This is a genomic window from Rheinheimera sp. D18, assembly GCF_004345025.1.
Classification (GTDB): Bacteria; Pseudomonadota; Gammaproteobacteria; order Enterobacterales; family Alteromonadaceae; genus Alishewanella; species Alishewanella metallidurans.
Genome location: NZ_CP037745.1, coordinates 408,037 through 427,287 on the forward strand (window position 1 = coordinate 408,037; position 19,251 = coordinate 427,287).

At 43.8% G+C, this 19,251-nt stretch carries 17 protein-coding genes, 1 tRNA gene and 1 pseudogene; 6 read left to right on the forward strand and 13 right to left on the reverse strand.

Going from position 1 to position 19,251, the window contains the following annotated elements; translation table 11 throughout:
- Positions 1-2 precede the first annotated feature (2 nt).
- Entirely contained in the window at positions 3-389 is a 387-nt protein-coding gene (gene rraB / locus E0Z06_RS01990; protein WP_132581428.1) for a ribonuclease E inhibitor RraB, read from the forward strand.
- A gap of 72 nt (positions 390-461) precedes the next feature.
- Here rraB and E0Z06_RS01995 read toward each other — a convergent pair whose 3' ends face one another.
- The 6 genes from E0Z06_RS01995 to pepA form a co-directional block, all read right to left on the reverse strand.
- Entirely contained in the window at positions 462-2,210 is a 1,749-nt protein-coding gene (locus E0Z06_RS01995; RefSeq protein WP_132581430.1) for a TIGR03545 family protein, read from the reverse strand.
- Between the two features lie 10 nt (positions 2,211-2,220).
- A complete protein-coding gene (locus E0Z06_RS02000) occupies positions 2,221-2,712 on the reverse strand; it encodes a TIGR03546 family protein (RefSeq protein WP_132581432.1) in 492 nt (163 codons plus the stop codon).
- Between the two features lie 111 nt (positions 2,713-2,823).
- The gene (locus E0Z06_RS02005) at positions 2,824-4,296 is read right to left on the reverse strand and encodes a Na+/H+ antiporter NhaC family protein (protein ID WP_132581434.1); all 1,473 of its coding nucleotides are present in this window, start codon (positions 4,294-4,296) and stop codon (positions 2,824-2,826) included.
- A 239-nt stretch (positions 4,297-4,535) separates the two neighbouring features.
- A complete protein-coding gene (locus tag E0Z06_RS02010; protein ID WP_132581436.1) occupies positions 4,536-7,391 on the reverse strand; it encodes a valine--tRNA ligase in 2,856 nt (951 codons plus the stop codon).
- 14 nt (positions 7,392-7,405) lie between these two features.
- Positions 7,406-7,849 carry a DNA polymerase III subunit chi gene (locus E0Z06_RS02015; protein WP_132581438.1) on the reverse strand — a complete coding sequence of 148 codons (444 nt, stop codon included), beginning with the start codon at positions 7,847-7,849 and terminating at the stop codon, positions 7,406-7,408.
- The gene (pepA, locus tag E0Z06_RS02020; protein ID WP_132581440.1) at positions 7,849-9,354 is read right to left on the reverse strand and encodes a leucyl aminopeptidase; all 1,506 of its coding nucleotides are present in this window, start codon (positions 9,352-9,354) and stop codon (positions 7,849-7,851) included. The genes E0Z06_RS02015 and pepA overlap by 1 nt, the downstream gene beginning before the upstream one ends.
- Before the next feature lie 183 nt (positions 9,355-9,537).
- Here pepA and lptF point away from each other — a divergent pair, with 183 nt between their 5' ends.
- Complete coding sequence (lptF, locus tag E0Z06_RS02025; protein ID WP_132581442.1) at positions 9,538-10,647, forward strand: LPS export ABC transporter permease LptF; 1,110 nt, start codon at positions 9,538-9,540, stop codon at positions 10,645-10,647.
- A 1-nt stretch (position 10,648) separates the two neighbouring features.
- A complete protein-coding gene (gene lptG, locus E0Z06_RS02030) occupies positions 10,649-11,716 on the forward strand; it encodes an LPS export ABC transporter permease LptG (RefSeq protein WP_132581444.1) in 1,068 nt (355 codons plus the stop codon).
- A 7-nt stretch (positions 11,717-11,723) separates the two neighbouring features.
- On the opposite strand, the gene E0Z06_RS02035 is transcribed toward lptG, so the two are convergent.
- Entirely contained in the window at positions 11,724-12,221 is a 498-nt protein-coding gene (locus E0Z06_RS02035) for an RDD family protein (protein WP_132581446.1), read from the reverse strand.
- Positions 12,222-12,557: 336 nt separating this feature from the next.
- Between E0Z06_RS02035 and E0Z06_RS02040 the strand changes: the two genes are divergently transcribed.
- A tRNA-Leu gene (locus E0Z06_RS02040) sits at positions 12,558-12,644 on the forward strand.
- Between the two features lie 19 nt (positions 12,645-12,663).
- Here the strand turns inward: E0Z06_RS02040 and E0Z06_RS02045 are convergent.
- The 6 genes and pseudogenes from E0Z06_RS02045 to merR all read right to left on the reverse strand — a co-directional run bounded on the left by E0Z06_RS02045 (position 12,664) and on the right by merR (position 16,301).
- Positions 12,664-12,987: a MerR family transcriptional regulator gene (locus tag E0Z06_RS02045; protein WP_235605314.1), complete on the reverse strand. Its 324-nt coding sequence runs from the start codon at positions 12,985-12,987 to the stop codon at positions 12,664-12,666.
- 113 nt (positions 12,988-13,100) lie between these two features.
- Positions 13,101-14,540, reverse strand: coding sequence for a mercury(II) reductase (gene merA, locus E0Z06_RS02050; protein ID WP_008467329.1), 1,440 nt, complete (start codon positions 14,538-14,540; stop codon positions 13,101-13,103).
- A 20-nt stretch (positions 14,541-14,560) separates the two neighbouring features.
- A pseudogene (gene merC, locus E0Z06_RS02055) lies at positions 14,561-14,980 on the reverse strand (organomercurial transporter MerC).
- On the reverse strand, positions 14,980-15,264 hold the full coding sequence (gene merP / locus E0Z06_RS02060) for a mercury resistance system periplasmic binding protein MerP (RefSeq protein WP_132581448.1): 285 nt from the start codon (positions 15,262-15,264) through the stop codon (positions 14,980-14,982). Before merP ends, merC begins: the two are co-directional and overlap by 1 nt.
- Before the next feature lie 46 nt (positions 15,265-15,310).
- Positions 15,311-15,658, reverse strand: a complete 348-nt coding sequence (locus E0Z06_RS02065) for a mercuric transporter MerT family protein (RefSeq protein ID WP_016899520.1) — start codon at positions 15,656-15,658, stop codon at positions 15,311-15,313.
- 190 nt (positions 15,659-15,848) lie between these two features.
- Positions 15,849-16,301: an Hg(II)-responsive transcriptional regulator gene (gene merR / locus E0Z06_RS02070; protein WP_008110844.1), complete on the reverse strand. Its 453-nt coding sequence runs from the start codon at positions 16,299-16,301 to the stop codon at positions 15,849-15,851.
- 151 nt (positions 16,302-16,452) lie between these two features.
- Between merR and E0Z06_RS02075 the strand changes: the two genes are divergently transcribed.
- Positions 16,453-16,731 carry a helix-turn-helix domain-containing protein gene (locus E0Z06_RS02075; RefSeq protein ID WP_010555471.1) on the forward strand — a complete coding sequence of 93 codons (279 nt, stop codon included), beginning with the start codon at positions 16,453-16,455 and terminating at the stop codon, positions 16,729-16,731.
- A gap of 111 nt (positions 16,732-16,842) precedes the next feature.
- Complete coding sequence (locus E0Z06_RS02080) at positions 16,843-19,245, forward strand: AAA family ATPase (RefSeq protein ID WP_207903125.1); 2,403 nt, start codon at positions 16,843-16,845, stop codon at positions 19,243-19,245.
- Positions 19,246-19,251: the final 6 nt, after the last annotated feature.

Consider the following 19,251-nt stretch of genomic DNA (forward strand, 5'->3'; position numbering starts at 1 on the left):
TTATGGAAAACTGGCAAGAATTTACTAACGATACTATTGCTGCTTTATTGGAAGATGGTAGCGATCCAGATGCGCTGTATACCATAGAGCACCATTTTTATGATAAAGATTTTGCTAAGCTGGAAAAGCTGGCGGTCGAATTATTTAAACTCGGTTATGAAGTTACTGACGCTGAAGAAGTTGAATTTGAAGATGGTGATAGTGCTTGGGTATTTGATGCTATACGTGAGCAACCGTTAGACGCGGCTAGCATAATTGCCGATGCCATCAAGCTAGAAGCTTTAGCGCATAAAAATAAAGTAGAGTACGACGGCTGGGGCACCTATTTTGAGGGTGATGAAGACGACGAAGAATATGAAGATGATGACGAAGACGGCGACGAAGCCTAGTTATTATTTCACTGTATTTCTAAATTAAAAAAACCGCTAATTTAGCGGTTTTTTCTGTTATGCAGCCTAATTTTAGTTATCGTCAGACTTTTTCATCAACTTATCTTTTAGTCGGTCTTTAACCTGATCTTTGGCGTCAGCTAGCTTGGCGCTGAGCATTTCTTCAATGCGGCTGCTTACCTCACTTAAATCGCTATCTTGCTGTGTTAGCAATGCAGCCCAATCTTGCTGGCCGGCTAAGCCAGTTTGTAATTGGCTATTTAACTTAGTTTGCAGCTCGCTTTGATAGGCGGCAATTTTTTGTTTGGCTTCACCCAATAAGGCGTCACCTAACAGCTGATCTAACGACGAGCGAATGCTTATCTCTGGCTGGCTAATCAGCCCAGTGGTGGCAATATTAAGTGGAATTTGTTGCTGCTGATTTAGCAAGCCTGTTAGCTGTTGCAGGTACTTATTACCGCTGCTGCTAAAGTCGGCTGCTTTTAAAATTACGCTAGCTTGTTGGGCAATTTGGTTGTTGGTTAGGTTTAATTTACCGCTTGAGTTAATTAAACCGGTAGCTAAATCTAATGCGTTGTCACCCTTGCCTAAGTGCATCGGTTGTAAATTTAAACCATCTAGTTGCCAGTTAACGTTAGTAACCATTTTTTGCAAAATGGCAAAGTCGCCATCTAATTTAAACGCGGCTAGCTGCGGTAGTTGTTTTACGTCAAGTGAAAACTTAGTTGCGGCATTAATTAGTGCATGCTGCGCGGTAATATCTTGTAGCGCAATAGTGGCTTGGCCACCGCCAATTAGCCAATTAACCTTCGCGCTTTTGATCCAAAAGTCGGGATAGGGCGCGTGGGGTAACGGTAATATCCGGTTAGGTAATACCGGCTCTGGTTCAGTCGCCTCGCCAGAGGGCAAATTAAGCTGCTCTGGTATATAAGGTTTAACCAGTAGGTATAAACTTTCTAATTGCGCAATACGTTCGCCCCAAACATCACCTAACAAAATTTGGCTAATACCAGCAAGGCCACCCTCTTTTATGTTGGCTAATTGCTGTACTTTAGCGTAGTCAGCTTTGCTGGCTGCTTTTAATTCGTCAACCGCTTGGCTTAGGGCTGTTTTACTCTGTTCAAGTTGCTGTTTGGCACTGGCTAGTTTGTCTTGCTCTGCTTTTAACTGATCTTTTAACTGTTGTAATTGCCCAGCTTTAGTTGCTAAATCGGCAGCGTTACTAATTTTGCTTTCAGTTAAGGCTTTTATCTCGGTTTGATACTGCGCTAAATGCTCTTTAGTTGGCAGGTTATCTTTTAGCGCTTTTAACTGCTGTTGCTCCGCTGTGGCCAGTTGTTTTAACGCTTCGGCTTTGGCTGGCGTTTGCAAGTTGGCACGGGCAATGAGTTCATTAGCATCGGGTAAGTCTACTTGTAGTAGCTTGGCAATATCGACCTTTTCGCCATCTTCACCCGGTATGCGGTATACCTTACCAAAGTTTTTTCGCTCAGCGCCGTATTCTAGGCCGTCAACGCTAAGATCGTTCACCACATAATAACCAAGTAGCGCTGGCCATACTTCTAGCGCTGCGTGGGCATGGCCAAAGCTTAAACTGTTATGGCTGGGGTTGGCGGCATCGGTAATTTGTAAATGGTTTATTCTAATGGCTAACGGCGCTAGCTCTAGCGCTACCTTATCAATATTGACTTCGGCACCTACGGCTTTTTCTAAGCTGTAAATCATACCAAGACGAATGGCGGGGCCAGCAAAAACATACACTAATGCTAGTAACGCGGCGATAAAAACAATAAACACTAACCAGCCGGATTTACGGATCATGCGGCGCTCCTTAATTCAGTTTTTCGTACAGTGCAAATAGCTTACTGGCTTTAAGCATCTGGGTAAGTTTCCATTTCTCAACGCTGGTCATAATATGGCTACGATATTGTTGTACCAGTGTTTTACCTAGCCACGCCACAGGCAGCAATAACACGACACCAAGCACAAAGGCACCTAAGGTTAGTGTGTGGTGTAAGTGCAGTAATTGCAGGCTTTCAGTATTGGCCAGGAAGTTGAGTAGCCCATCATTTTGCGCGTATTGCCAAGTAAGGCGCTCTAACGGCGAGGCAAATAACAACATTAAGCCGCTGCTTAAACCCCAGGTAACAATAAATGTAGTTAAGTTAATCGTTAGTAGACAAACCACTAATATTATAATTAAGGTAAGTAGGCCAAACGGCAAAATACCGGCAAATAGCCCTAATGCGATGGCAAAACCAATTTGCCACGGTGAGGCTTGTGAGTTGAGCACTTTTAAAACTTTAGCGAGTAAGGTCAGCATAAACACTCCGCTGTAGCTGCTACATAATAATGCTATATAAGGTAACAGCTTAGCGTAGTTTTGTCAGAAACAAAAAAGGCGCATAGCGCGCCTTTTTATGATGGTATAGTTTTAGGCTAATGCCAAGAAGCCGAAGAAGGCAATTACCGCTGCGGCAAACGCATAAGGAAACTGCGTTAACGCATGGCTCATTAAATTACATCCTGAACCCTGGGCCGCTAATACGGTAGAGTCACTGTAAAAACAGGCCTGACTACCGAATGAACTAGCAGACAGTAGTGCGCCTATTACCAGCGGTATATTCGCTTCTACAGCAAAGGCTAACGGCATAACAATGGGGATAGATACAGCAAAAATACCCCAAGATGAACCGGTAGCAAAAGCTAGTATCGCCATTGACAAAAACACCAAGGCTGGCAGTAATTGCGCGCTCATATAAGGTGCTAGGTTATCAATAATAAACTGCGGTAAGCCAAGTTGATCGCAAACGTCTTTAAAGATAAACGCAGCAATAACGGTACAAATGGCCGGTAGCATGGTTTTAAAGCCGTGGATCATCACATCCATCATTTCAGAAATGGTCATTAACCGCTGTACCATATACAACGGCAAGGTTAGCAATAACGTAACCAGTAAACCTTTCCACACGTCGATGTCGAACCACACGGTAAAACCCACTAGCATGATCATCGGTAATAAGAAGTTATACAGCTTGCCGCCTTTACGATCGGCTTGCTCAAACTCTTGATCAAAGGATTGCACAGCAAAATCGTCGGCAGAATGCGTATCTTGTGCTGCAGTGGACGAATTAGGCGCATCTTGTGGTGCTAGCGTGGCATTTTGTGCGGCTAATTCAGCTTTTTTCATCGGGCCGACTAAAGGCACTACACCTAGGATAACCAAAATAACCATGATCATGGCTAACCAGGCATACAGCATATAAGGTATAGCCGATATATAGGTGGCAATGCCGGTAGTGTCACCCACGGGTGCTACGCCGTTTGACACCAGCAAGCCACCAAAAAATACCGCCCAAGTAGAAATAGGAATAAGCACACAAATAGGGGCAGCGGTAGAGTCAACTACATAGGCCAGCATTTCGCGCGATACTTTGTACTTATCGGTAATACGCTTCATGGTTTCGCCCACGGTTAGCGCATTTAGGTAGTCGTCGACAAAAATAACCACACCAAGAAAACAGGTCATCATTAATGATGATTTACGGCCGGTTGCTACACGCTGAGCTACACGGCCAAAGGCAAAAGCACCACCGGTATGCACAAGTAGGGCAATAACAGCACCGAAGCCACCACAAACTAAAATTAACCAGCCGATGGTTTCGTCTTGCATTACGCGCAACGAGGTTTCAGCAAAGTTATCTAACGCGCCGCTAGGTGAAAGTAATAATAGGCCAGCAATAGCGCCTGCTACTAACGCCAATATTGGCCGTTTCAACCAAATAGCGATCGCCAGTACAACAACTGGCGGAATTAAACTGATGGCACTGGGTACAATAGCGGCCGCTTCGGCCGCAGTCACAACAGGATCGACGAGGCTCTCAACCAAGGTATCTGCTGACATCATTTTTTATTCTCATTAAGTTTCCGGAATGCCGGATAGAGGTTAGATGAAACTGCCTAAATGTGCAGTGCAAGCGTATTGTTAGCCTAGTGCTGAAATACCGCGCAATAATAGCAAAGTTTTTGTTTTCTACAACTTAGATTTGGTCTGAAGAGGTATTGCTATTGCAGTTAAAACTAACAGCGGTAATTATTAAGAAGCGGGTAGGCTTGCTACCCGCTTCTTTTAGAGGTTTAACTTAGTTATAGCGCGGCTATTTCAGCCTGTTGCGCCTGAAGTTTTGCCACCGCTTGCTCTAATTCGGCCTGCTTAGCACGCTCTTTTTCTAGCACGGCTTCTGGGGCTTTAGCAACAAAGCCTTCGTTACCTAGCTTGCCAGCAACACGAGCTAACTCCTGCTGAGTTTTCTCTAACTGTTTTGCAATACGGCTAAGTTCGGCATCTTTATCAATTAAACCGGCCATCGGGATCAGTAAATCCATGCTACCAATTAATTGTGTTGCACTGGTTGGCGCCTGTTCTGATGTCGTTAATATCGTAATGCTCTCTAGCTTGGCTAGGTTCATTAAAAAGCTTTCGTTTTCGGCTAAGCGGCGCTGCTCTTCGCTATTTAAATTGCGAAGCAAGATACTTAGCGGCTTGCTTGGTGGGATGTTCATTTCGCCACGCACGTTACGAATAGCGGTGATTACCGCTTTTAGCCATTCTAGATCGGCAGTCGCGGTAGCGTTAACCAGCGAGCTGTCAGCCTCTGGGTAACTTTGCAGCATAATGCTATCGGCGTCGATATTGGCAAGTGGTTTAACCGACTGCCAAATACTTTCGGTAATAAAGGGTATTATTGGGTGCATTAAGCGCAATAAGCTTTCCAATACCGTAACCAGCGTATGGCGCGTAGCGCGTTGCTGGGCTTCGTTGCCTTTAAATAATACCGGTTTTGTTAGTTCTAAATACCAGTCACAGAATTGGTTCCAGGTAAACTCGTACAAAGCGGTTGCAGCCAAATCAAAGCGGTAGCTGTCAATATATTGCCTTACTTGCGTCACCGTGCCTTGGTACTGGGCTAGTATCCATTTGTCGGCAAGGGATAACTGCATGGCACCACCGGCAAAACCACAATCTTGCTGTTCGGTATTCATTAATACATAGCGACTGGCATTCCATAATTTATTGCAGAAATTACGGTAACCATCTAAGCGTTTCATATCCCAGTTAATGTCGCGACCGGTAGAGGCTAATGCGGCTAAAGTAAAACGCAAAGCGTCAGTGCCACAGGCGGTAATACCGTCTGGAAATTGCTTTTCTGTTGCCTTAGCAATTTTTTCCGCTAAGTGTGGCTGCATCATATTGCTGGTACGTTTTTCCAGTAGGTCTGGCAGCGTAATACCGTCAATCATGTCTAATGGATCAACCACGTTACCCTTAGATTTTGACATTTTATCGCCATTTTCATCGCGAATAAGGCCAGTGACATACACGGTTTTAAACGGAACTTGCGGTTTACCGTTTTCGTCTTTAACAAAGTGCATGGTCATCATAATCATCCGGGCTACCCAGAAGAAAATAATGTCAAAACCGGTTACTAGTACGTTAGTCGGGTGGAAAGTGCGCAGAGCATCGGTGTTTTCTGGCCAGCCTAAGGTAGAAAAGGTCCATAGCGCCGAGCTAAACCAAGTGTCTAGTACGTCGTTGTCTTGCCGTAAGTTAACGCTATCAGCCAGTTGATGCTTGGCACGAACTTCGGCTTCGCTGCGACCAACGTAGACTTTACCTGTTTCGTCATACCAAGCGGGAATGCGATGGCCCCACCACAGCTGGCGAGAAATACACCAATCTTGAATATCGCGCATCCAACTGTAATACATGTTTTCGTATTGCTTGGGTACAAATTCAATTTGACCAGTTTCAACCGCTTCAGTGGCAGTTTTAGCCAATGGTGCAACTCGTACATACCATTGGTCGGTTAATAGCGGTTCAATCACCACTCCGCTTCTGTCGCCATACGGCAGCGTATTGTTATGATCCTCTACTTTTTCTAACAAACCGGCTGCGTCAAATGCCGCAACAATGGCTTTACGCGCAGCGTAACGGTCTAAGCCTTGGTATTCGGCAGGGATAGCTGCTGTTAATGCTGGATTAGCTTCACCATTAGGGTGAAAACACTCGCCTTCGCTGCGAATAGTGGCGTCGGGCGTTAAAATGTTAATCATTGGCAGTTGGTTACGTTTACCGACTTCATAATCGTTAAAATCATGAGCTGGGGTAATTTTTACGCAGCCAGTGCCTTTTTCCATATCGGCGTGTTCGTCAGCCACAATAGGAATACGGCGATTTACTAACGGTAGCAGTATTTCTTTGCCAATTAAGGCTTTATAGCGCTCGTCTTCTGAATTTACCGCTACGCCGGTGTCACCAAGCATGGTTTCTGGGCGCGTGGTGGCGACCACTAAATAATCTTTGCCATCTGCGGTTGTTGCGCCATCTGCCAATGGGTAGCGTAAGTGCCACATCTGGCCTTTTTGTTCTTTGTTTTCTACTTCTAAATCGGAAATAGCGGTATGCAGTTTAGGGTCCCAGTTTACTAAGCGCTTACCACGGTAAATAAGGTCGTCATCAAATAAGCGTACAAACACTTCTTGTACGGCATTAGATAAGCCGTCGTCCATGGTAAAACGTTCGCGTTCCCAGTCTACCGAGTTACCTAAACGGCGCATTTGCGAGGTAATAGTGCCGCCAGATTCGGCCTTCCAATCCCAGACTTTTTCAATAAAGGCGGCGCGGCCTAATTGGTGCCGCCCAGGTAATCCTTCAGCTGCTAGCTTACGCTCAACTACCATTTGCGTGGCAATGCCAGCGTGGTCGGTGCCTACTTGCCATAGCGTATTTTTGCCCTGCATGCGCTGGTAACGGGTTAGGGCATCCATAATGGTTTGCTGAAAAGCGTGGCCCATGTGTAAGCTGCCGGTTACGTTTGGCGGCGGGATCATAATGCAGTAGTTGCCGTGGCTTTCATCGCCGCTTGGCTTAAAGTAGCCTTTGGCTTCCCATGCGTTGTACATGGCTTGTTCTATTTCACTGGGGTTAAACGTCTTTTCCATGATTATACCTGTACTCAGCGCTGGGTAATGGTTTGCGGATTAATACCAAGCTGCCGATATTGCTTAAAACGCTCTCGCGCTTGCACTTTTAGGTGCTCAGCGGCGGGAACAAATTCGATAATGTGTGAAAAACGGTTAGCAAAGGCCGGAACAGTGTCGGCTAAATTGATTAGCACATTGCGGTTTTGCCTCGGGGCTTGCCAGCTAATTTCTACTGGTGCGCCGTACTTTGGGCCTTCACCGCTTAGGTTATGCGGCACAAAACGCTCGGCATCAAATTGCCAGAGTAATTCGTCAAATGCTTCGGCCTGTTGTTGGTCGGCAGTATAAACGAAAATGCGTTGCTTAGCGCGGTACAAGTCAGCACAAAGCTGGCAGGCTAAAGCAAAATGAGCTGGCGTTGGGCTCAGCTCATTTTGCTCGGCGCTGTTGTCTAAGACATAAAAGCTAACCTGCATTAATTATCCTGTTGCTGCGCAACCCGATTAATTAAAAACTGGGTAAGCATTGGCACCGGGCGGCCAGTAGCGCCCTTATCTTTGCCACTACGCCATGCTGTACCAGCAATGTCTAAGTGTGCCCAGTTATATTTACGGGTGAAGCGGGATAAAAAGCACGCTGCAGTGATAGTACCGGCAGCACGGCCGCCTAAGTTACTAAAGTCGGCGAATGGGCTTTCTAATTGATCTTGATAGTCATCCCACAATGGCAAGCGCCACGCGCGGTCGCCACTTTGTTCTGACGCATTTAAAATTTCATGCGCCAATGGATTATGGTTACTTAGCAAGCCAGTAGCATGTTTGCCTAAGGCCACCACGCAAGCACCAGTTAAGGTAGCAACGTCAATCACCAGTTCGGGGTCAAAGCGTTCAACATAGGTTAGTGCGTCGCACAGCACTAAGCGACCTTCTGCGTCAGTGTTTAGCACTTCTACTGTTTGGCCTGACATAGTAGTTAAAATGTCACCTGGGCGATAAGCATTAGCATCGGGCATATTTTCTGCTGCGGCTAATACGGCAACAATATTAAGCGGTAAATTTAAGTTAACCACCGCGTGCATAGTGCCAAATACTGAGGCTGCCCCGCACATATCGTATTTCATTTCGTCCATGGCTTCGCCGGGCTTTAAACTAATGCCGCCGGAGTCGAAGGTTAGGCCTTTGCCAACCAGTACTATAGGTGCGCTGTCGTTATCGGCGCCGCTATATTTGATGACTGCCATACGAGGGCCGTTGATAGAACCACGACCTACGGCCAAGTAAGAATTCATGCCATGTGCAGCTAGCTCTTCTGGGCCAAGAATTTCAACGCTAACTTTGCTTGAGTGCTCCGCCAGCAGCTGTGCTTGCTCGGCCAGATACTGCGGAGTGCAGATATTGGGTGGCATATTGCTAACGTCTTTACACTGTTTAATGCCTGCAGCAATGGCTAAACCGTGCTCTACGGCTTTTTCGCCAATGCTTAGGTCGCGCCTAGTGGGTACGTTAAATACCATTTTGCGCAGTGGGCGCCGGGCTTCGTCTTTTTTACTTTTTAAGCGGTCAAATACATACAGGCAATCTAGTGTGGTTTCTACGGCGTGACGTACTTTCCAGTAGGTATCGCGGCCTTTTACGTGTAGCTCAGATAAAAAGCATACCGCTTCCATCGAACCTGTGTCGTTTAACGTGCTGATGGTTTTACTAAGAATTTGCCGATATTGACGTTCGTCTAGTTCACGCTCTTTGCCACAGCCAACTAATAGTACGCGTTCGCTTAATACGTTAGGTACATGGTGTAACAGTAAGGTTTGCCCCGATTTTCCTTCTAAATCGCCTCGGCGCAGTAAATTACTAATATAACCTTCACTGATTTTATCCAGTTGTTCTGCCACGGCGGAAAGACGGCGCGGTTCATATACGCCCACCACAATGCATGCACTGCGTTGTTTTTCCGGACTTCCGCTTTTTACGCTGAACTCCATACCAACTCCTGATTCTAATAGACTGTGCTAGCATAGCCTGCACATTAATAGCCAAATTCTACCGCGAATTTATAAAAAAGCTCGGTTTTCTATGCTATTTGGACGATAATAATCGTTATAAATATCAAGTTTACTGCAAAATCGCCAGGGTTCCAGCAAAAAGGCCAGTTATTAGGGGGCGTTTTGATCATTTTTCGTTACTTGTTGGCCGAGGTGTTTAAGTCTCAGCTAGCGGTATTTATCATTTTAATGACCATTATCATTAGTCAGCGGTTTGTGAAAATTCTGGCCGATGCATCTGAAGGTGAAATACCTGGGCAATTGGTTGTTAGCATTGTGGCGCTTAAATTGCCGCAATTAGCGGTAATTATTCTACCCTTAAGTGCTTTTGTCGGCATTTTGGTGGCTTATGGTCGTGTGTATGCCGATAGTGAAATGACGATACTGCATGCTACGGGTGTTAGCGAGTGGTACGTTACACGGCTTACGTTATTGTTGTCAGTAGTGATTGCGCTAATGGCGGGTTATGTCACCTTATACCTTAGCCCTTGGGCAACCGAGCAAGAGTACCGCCTGTTAGAAAAGGCCGACGCTAACGCCGGTTTGTTGTCTGTAGTGCCGGGACGATTTCAGCATACCTCAAATGAAAAAGCCGTTATTTTTGTCCACGATGTTGGCCAAGGTAGCAATAGCGGTGAGTTATCTCGGGTGTTTGTGGCACAAAATAATGCTCGCGATGAGCGCGGTAGTGAGTCGATAGTTTATGCGCAAAGTGGCCGCGTAAAAGAGGATGTTCAAGGTGGCCAAACGCTGCAGCTAGAGCAAGGTCGGCGTTACGCCGGTGACGTGGCATCGCCAGCCTTTGAAATTACCGAGTTTGAAAGTTATCAAATTCAAATTCGCGAACAAGAGGTAGAGCAGCGCCGGCGCAAGCTAGGCAGCGTAGCAACCACTGAATTACTTACTATGGACAGCAACGAAGCGATAGCCGAGTGGCACTGGCGTATTGCTATACCTCTGACTATTCCTCTACTTACTTTAATTGCCGTGCCATTAAGCAGGGTTAATCCGCGTCAAGGCAAGTTTGGCCGGTTGTTGCCAGCGTTGCTATTATATCTTGGCTATTACTCGTTACTTATTATCGCCCGCTCAGCGCTTGAAGATGGCAAAATACCTGCGGCTTGGGGTATGTGGTGGTTGCATGGCTCTGCGCTAATTATGGGTAGTATATTGCTGCTGCGGAACCGGCGTAGCGCGCTGCGTTTTCAAGCTTGGCTGGTAAGAAGAAGTTAAGATGCTGAAAATTTTAGATGTTTATATTGGCCGAACTATCATTACGACCTCCGCGTTGACGCTAAGCGTGTTGCTAGCTATTTCAGCCATGTTTAAGTTTATCGACCAGATGCGTTCAGTAGGTCGTGGTTATTACGATATTGTGCATGCTGCTTTGTATACGCTGTACAGTGTGCCGGGCGATCTGGTGCTGTTCTTCCCAATGGCGGCACTAATTGGCGGCTTAATTGGTTTAGGTTTATTAGCCAGCGGTAGTGAGCTAGTGGTAATGCAAGCCGCTGGTTTATCAAGATTTAATATTATTAGTTCGGTAATGAAAACCGCAGTACTAATGATGTTAGTGGTTATGGCAGTAGCCGAGTGGGGCGCACCATTAAGTGATAGAGCGGCAATGGAGCTGCGCACTAAAGCGGTATCTGACGGCAATTTGTTTGCTGCGCAGCAAGGCGTTTGGGCTAAAGATGGCGATAGCTTTGTTAATATTCAAAAAGTAGACGACTTTGGTAACTTGCAGCAGGTGGTGGTGTATCAGTTTGATGAGCAACTGCAGCTTACGTCCATTGTTAGTGCCGACAAAGCAGTATATAAAAGCGATGCGTGGCAATTGCAGCAAGTCAATCAGCTACAATTTACTGCCGATCGGGTAATAAAACAGCAAGTGGCAACACAAAGTTGGCGCTCGTCGTTAACGCCAGATAAGTTAGGTGTTGTTACTATAAAGCCTGAAATGCTGTCACTAACGGGGCTTAATGATTACGTTGATTATTTACAACAAAACTCGCAAGACTCACGCCGTTATGAATTGGCGTTTTGGCGCAAGGCGTTGCAACCGCTGACTATAATAGCCATGCTACTCATGGCATTGTCGTTTATCTTTGGCCCACTACGCAGCGTTACTATGGCTGCTCGGGTATTAATGGGCATATTAACGGGTTTTGCTTTTCATATGGCAAACGAAGTATTTGGCCCAGTAGCCTTGGTATATCAATTGCCGCCGCTATTAGGGGCAATAATACCCAGTACCATTTTTATTATGTTGTCAGTATATTTTATGCGCAAAAAAGCCTAACCGAGTTTTAGCGTGCGGCCTTATGTAAATTGCGCAAATTACTTTGCTCTTTAGTAAGTGTCACCATCTGCGTGTTAGTTAGCTGATCTTGTAAGGCTAAGCCTTTTCCCCAACGTAACCACAGCCATAAATTACCTAAGCCGAACAATGCTGTTAGTGCACGAAATGCAGCTTGCTTTAGCGTAAGCGGCTGGCCATTTTGCTGCACCAGTATTAAACGCCAAGCGCGCATACCTAAGGTTTGGCCGCCATGACACCAAAAGTATAAATAAAACCAAATTAAACAGAGCGCAGAATAAAGCTGAAACCAGATTTTATGCTGGGTAATAAAATCGGCGTGGTCGGTATAATTCGCTAACGAAATAATATCTAGGCTGTTTAATAGCGCCACCAACAGCAAAGCTAATACCATAGCCGCCATCCATAGCGCCACTAACACTAACCAATCGTAAATCATCGCCGCTAAACGACGTATCAGGCCCGCGCGGGGTGCATTAGCAAACATAGCAATATCCGGTAATAAAAACCGCGCAAGTGTAGCATGCAGTCTAGTTTTTTCGAAGCTGCTGTAATTTTGTGCAACTGCACGTCATAGCGATAAATTCGCTTGCGCTGTCAGATTGGCACCGTATAATGCAGGCGTTTACTTCAAAATACCTCTCAATGCCTGGGTGGCGAAATCGGTAGACGCAGCGGATTCAAAATGCAATGCGTCTTCGAATGTGGTAGACATAACTTGTTGAATAGTCTACGATTCAACTGTTATTAAAAGCTCCAAAGCCTTGCAAAGTTTTGCAAAGGTCTGTAACTAGACTAGTTACAGGAAAAAAGACCTCTCAATGCCTGGGTGGCGAAATTGGTAGACGCAGTGGATTCAAAATCCACCGTTAGAAATAACGTGCCGGTTCGAGTCCGGCCCTAGGCACCAAGCTTTATCTCTTTAAGTTTTATCTGTTAGATATCCTATTTCTTTGGTAATGTTTCGAAGATTCAGACGTATTGCGAAGGAACAGCATGAAATTTAATCTCTTTAATGCACATAAGCCGTAAAGTGAATGGCCTGACTTAGTTTTTTCTTCGCAGTGTACTAAGTTCTCAAGAACATAATTTCTTACCGTATGGACAGATGTTTGTGCAGCTAGAGCCAGTTGAGAAATACTCAAAGGAAAATCCAACGCATCATCACTACTAATGAACTTATTGATGTCAGGTATCTCTGTCAAAAAACTGACTTCACCAACAGGAATGTTTTCAACCTTAGATTTAATCATGATTTAGCATGCTTCCAATTTGTGTTGTTAATGGAATGCCTTAAGATATCTTGATTACATTCAATCAATTGGCACTCCATTAACATTTCTGTAAGTACATTACCGTTAAATGATTACCCTGCGCAGCAAGATAGCTCTTTAACGTCTTTGCTAAAGGTTTGAGCGCATAACTTCAATCCTTCAACCATCGTCAAATACGGAAATAGTTGACCTGCCAATTCTTCGACTGTCATTTTATTATGAATAGCAAGAGCCGCACTTTGAATCAGTTCTCCGCCTTCATGGGCTAAAATTTGTGCGCCTATCAGTTTTCCCGTGGATTCTTCAGCTACCAACTTGATAAAACCATCCGTTTCAAAATTTGCTAAAGCTCTTGGTACGTTTTCCATATCAAGTACACGACTTATCGTATTTATTCCTACCGCTGAAGCTTGTACTTCGGTTAGACCTACCGTAGCAACTTGTGGGTCGGTGAATATAACAGCAGGCATGGTAGATAAGTCGAGTTGCGCATTTCCACCTGTCATATTAATTCCAGCCCTACTTCCGGCAGCAGCAGCAACATAAACAAATTGTGGCATATTGGAGCAATCTCCAGCGGCATAAATGTTAGCTGTTGATGTTTCCATCATACTATTAACAACAATGGCACCACTTTTATCTGTTTCAACACCAACATTTTCTAAACCAAGCTTTCCAGTATTTGCATGGCGACCCGTAGAGATAAGCAATTTTTCAGCGATTAATGTTCCTTCGTTAGTTTCCAATGAAAAACCATTGCTATCATAAGAAACATGACTTGCTTGCGTATTATTAAGTACCCTAATACCTTCTTTTTCAAAGCACTCTGCCAGTTTTTCACCTAATAACGGATCTTCAGCATATAAAAGGGTATGTCTGGCTAGAATTGTCACACGGCTACCTAAACGGGCATAAGCTTGCGCAATTTCCAGAGCAACAACGGAGGAGCCGATGACAACTAGACTACTCGGTAACTCTTCTGCAAATAAGGCTTCTGTTGATGTCCAATAAGGTGTATCAACTAAACCCTTAATTGGCGGAATGCTTGGTGTAGAGCCTGTTGCAATTAAAATGCGATCTGCAACCAGCTCTTCTTCACTACCATCAGACTTGTGAACTAGCAAGGTATTTTGATTTTTAAAACGTGCATAACCTTTAAGTAAAGATAGCGCGGGATTACTCTCTAAAATACGTTGATATTTAGCATCGCGTAGTTCTTCGACGCGAGCGTTTTGCTGATGTGCTAATAAGGAGCGGCTAAGTTGTGGCTGAATATTTTCTAAACCATCAAACGGGTTAGTACGTTGCTGATGCGCTAATTGCGCAGCACGGATCAATATTTTTGAAGGAACACAGCCGACATTTACACAGCAACCTCCGATTACATCGGCTCCTTCAATGATAGTAACTCTTGCTCCGCCTTCTGCTGCTTTAATCGCACTGGCAAAGGCCCCTGAACCACTACCAATAATGGCTACATGTAATTGTTCTGGCTGGATGTCATTTGACGAGCAACAACTATTCGTTGACATATTTTATTCCTCTTAAAAAGTTAAGCGGTACAAGTTTCATCATCACAGCGTTTATTCGCAGGAGAAACCATGTCCCAAATTGATACAGCAACCATTAGTCCTAGCCCCGTATAAGTAACGTATGAACTCCACCCGTACTGGAACCAAGGGTATAAAGAGAGTAAAACCAAAATGGGGCCAATTGAACCGATAAAACTACGGTGCCATTAACGATGGCTAAACCAGCCTAAGATATTCATTGCCAGCGCTAATACTGCAAACAGTGGTAACAACGTATTGATAAATACCCCTTCCCACTGACTAAGAAATCCCATCCCAATTGCCGCACCAAGACTAGCTATCGCGGGAAAACACATGGCGCATCCCATTGCCGAAACAAGTGCACCTATAGAGCCTGCTTTATCTCCGATACGCGTAACTAGTTCTAAGGGGCTAAACATTACTTATTTTCACTTTTTAAATTTGAAGGGTAGCCAGCGTTGTTAGTCGCTGCAATTAATGCATTGATGTTGGTTTTAGTGTCATCAAAAGAAACAACAGCTAGCTTAGGCTTGTAGGTAACTTTCGCATTTTCAACGCCATCAACATTTTCTAATGACTTTTTAACTGTGATTGGACATGTCGCACAGTTCATCGTTGGCACTTCCAGTGTAACTGTTTTTACTTCAGCAAAAGCACCAATACTAGAAAGTGAAAGCAGTGCGGTTAATAATAATTTTTTCATAATTAGCTCCAAATTTTAAAATGTTATAAATTTCTTGATCTGTATATTAAGCAAACAAAAGTATCCAATAATTACTGGTCACTAAAATTGTAGCAACTATAGCGCTCAGCCAGAAAATGACTTTTCGTTGTTGCTGTTTCTTAGGAATTGCACAGGCCGTTCCCGGCTCACACTCTTCTACAGGACGGTAAATTTTCCAACCTGAGTAACCAAACAACAACACTACAAATGCGATAAATAATGGCCTATAGGGTTCAAATGCAGTTAAATTACCAATCCATGAGCCACTTACCCCAAGTAATAACAGGAGCAAAGGACCTACACAGCATACGCCTGCGCCTAATGCTGCTATGATGCCTCCTATCATTGGAAGGTTTGATTCTTTTTGATTCATATAGATACCTCATTAAGTGATAATGCAAGTGTATTGCATGTACCTAAGTACGGAGTCAAGGGTGATTTATAAAAAATTTATCTTTGATAATCTGCTACGACAGATACGGGGAATAAGCTAACTTGAATTAAGGCGCAGAAGTAAAATTGGATATGCTGTTTTAGTGGGAAATGGTAGTTAAGTAAATCATTTACTTCGGTTGCAACGAATCAATTATTGGGCAGTGGCTATCGTCATCATTATTTTGGCATTGTCCTAAATGTTCTTCCAAAGCGTGTTCTAACAACAACAAGTCAGCCATCTTTTTTTGTACTGCGATCAGTTTTTTATTAGCTAATTCTTGTACTTTACTACATGGACTATCGTTTAACGCAAGTAACCCTTCAATCTCATTTAGCGTAAAACCTAATTCTTGAGAACGCTTGATAAAATGTATTCTATTTACCGTTTCTTTCGGGTAATGTCTATAGCCCTGCATAGGCTTTGGTGGTTGTTTAATTAAGCCTTTGCGTTCATAAAAGCGAATTGTTTCGACATTTACACTCAGTTCTTTAGCCAACATACTTATGGTTCGTTTAGACACGTTATCAATTACCTTACTGACTTTTTGTTTACTTACTTTATATCTAATTAAAGTGACCATCAATGAATACCAGTTTAAACATCGCTAATTGATTTTGTTTTTTCTTCTATTAAATAAGTAAAGTTACCGTTGTTACAACAATATTAAACCACAACATTTAGATCTACCAACCAGTCATTTAACATTTGGCAGTTTTCCAAGTGATGATTTTATGAGATCAATACTTAGTGCTATTAATAATATGCTGTTAGAAATATTAGCGGCCAGTGCATATAAAGAATATCGAGAACGTGAACGTAAGCAAAAAGAAGGTATTGTAAAAGCACAGCAAAAGGGACTTTATCACGGTCGTCAGCCTGATTTAGAGGCTCATGATAGGATTGCCTCGTTTACTGAAGCTGGATTTAGTATTAATAAAACGGCTGAAGCAGTTGGAGTTAGTCGAAGTACGGTAATTAGAGTTAGAAAAAAGCTTAAAAATTTAGACTAAGGTTAATTTCGAGGGGATGGGCGCAAAACCCCTATTAGAAAGATGGTTGAGCTGTGCCAAACCTATTGGGGCAGCACGGCAACCAGCATTCCTCCACTCGTAGAGCAAGAAGTGACACAGGAAATGCCACTATCGCGGTTAAAATCTTTGACTGTAGGGCCATTTAGAGGATTTGCGCGGCAGGAAGTGTTTGATCTTAATAGCCGACTGGTATTGATTTATGGTCCAAATGGAACGGGAAAATCAAGCTTTTGTGAAGCCCTTGAATATACGCTATTAGGGAACGTTGCGGAAGCAGATAGCAAACGATTTCGCGATCAAAACGAATACCTAAGGAATGCATTTGTAAATGAGTTGGTAGCCCCTTCATTGGTGGCGTGCGATGCACAGGGAAACGATATTGCTATCGTTCCGAATGAGTCAGCCTTTCGTTTCTGTTTTGTTGAAAAGAACCGTATTGATAGCTTTTCTCGTATTGCAGCACAAGCTCCAGCGAAGCAAACCGAGCTTATAGCAACACTATTTGGTCTTGAAGCATTTACCGAATTTGTTCGTAACTTCACGTCAGAGATTGGTTCCCAGTATATCGATTTGCAAGGTCAACAGGCATTGCGTCTTGCTCAAAAGCAACAAGGGTTGCAAGGGGCGCATCAGCAGATACAAGCAAGCGTCACCGAGCTACAAAGAATAGCCGCCGATGAGTTAGCTCTAACCAGTAGCTACAGGCAAGGCATCAGCTTTGACCAAATGATCGTTGAACTGAACGGTGATGATCAGACTCTTGGTCGTATTGCGCAGTTAGATGCCGAATTGCAGCAGCCAGCACCACTAAAAAGTAATCTCAGTTCTGCGATGTTTGAGGCGATGGGGAACGATGCATACCAGTTTGTAATTAAGTTAAGGGAAAGCCAGCAGAAGCTGGCAGGCGCGAGCCAAGAAGTGTCATTTAAGCAGCTTTATGAAGCTGTAGTGCAGGTTCAACAGAGCAGCCCTGATGCGTGTCCGGCATGTAAGACGCCGTTGCAACACGTTCAGGTAAATCCATATCTGAATGCCGGGCAAGAATTAACCAAGTTGCAGCAGTTAGATGAACTTCAGCAACAAGTGGCACAACTTGAACAAAGCGCATTGCAAGCAATCTTTAAAGTAGGGCAATCGCTAAATACCTGTTTGCAATTTTTCTCGCTGAATAACCCATTAAAACCATTTGGACTGGATAACATACAGCCTGGGCTACAGTGGTGGGATTCACTATTCGTGCCGTTGCCAGATACTTTTACGGCATGGCAGCACTTAATCAGTCAAATCCAGCAACTTGAGACAAATGATAAGCAAGCGGAAGAAGTCATACAAAATAGGGCCAATAAACAGGCCGAACTAAAGCGTCTCTGCGATATAGCACAGCAAATAACAGTACTGGCAACTCAGAAGCAAACAGCTTTAGCTAACCAGATTAACGCCCAGAAACTGATTGATAGTTTTCAAAACGAAAATTCGCAACTTATTGCAAGCGTCGAAGCTGAAAAAACTATTGTCGCGAAGAACCAAGAAATAGTTGCGGCATACAAAATCTTTGTTCAAAAGTTATCAAACTACAGTGAAAGATTGCCAGCGCAGTTAGTAGCTGATCTAGGTGAATTGGTTGTTCAGTTGTATAACTCTTTCAATCGGAATGATGCTCAATCAGAACTGTTGGCAAACGTAAAACTGCCACTGGCACCTAACCAAAGATTACGGGTAGCCTTTCAGAATCAACCTGAGCAGCTATATGACGCATTACATATTTTAAGTGAAGGGCACGTTCGTTGTTTGGGCTTAGCCATATTGCTTGCGAAGAATTTGAAAGAGCAAGCCCCCGTTTTAATCTTTGATGACCCCGTTAACGCAATTGACGAAGATCACCGTGAGTCTATTCGTCGTACATTATTTGAAGATGATTATTTTGCGGATAAGCAAATCCTTCTTACTTGTCATGGTGAAGAGTTCTTTAAGGATATTCAGAATTTACTATCAGCAGAAGATGTGCGGAATGCTAAACTGTTTAGTTTTCTACCGAGGTTAGGTGAGCAGCATATAAGTGTAGATTTCAATTGCGCACCCAGAAACTACATCTTGGCAGCAACAAACCATATTCGACGAAATGAAGTAAGAGAAGCTTTATCCAAAGCCCGCAAAGCAATGGAAGCACTTACAAAAGGGAAAATTTGGAGCTATGTCAGCAAATATGGCGATGGCAATTTAAGCATTAAGTTACGTGCTTCTTCAGCTTCGATTGAGTTGCGAAATTTGACTGAACAGCTTCGTAGTAAAATTAATAGGCCTGAGTTTAGTGACCCAAATAAAAATTTAATTTATGAACCAATTAATTCTTTGCTAGGGATTAATGGAGATTGCCGAGAATGGAGATACCTTAATAAAGGGACCCATGAGGAAACTGACCGAGCAGAGTTTGATCGATACATTGTACAAATGATTATTGGCTATCTTGAACAGCTAGACGCAGCGATTGGTTAGTTTAAA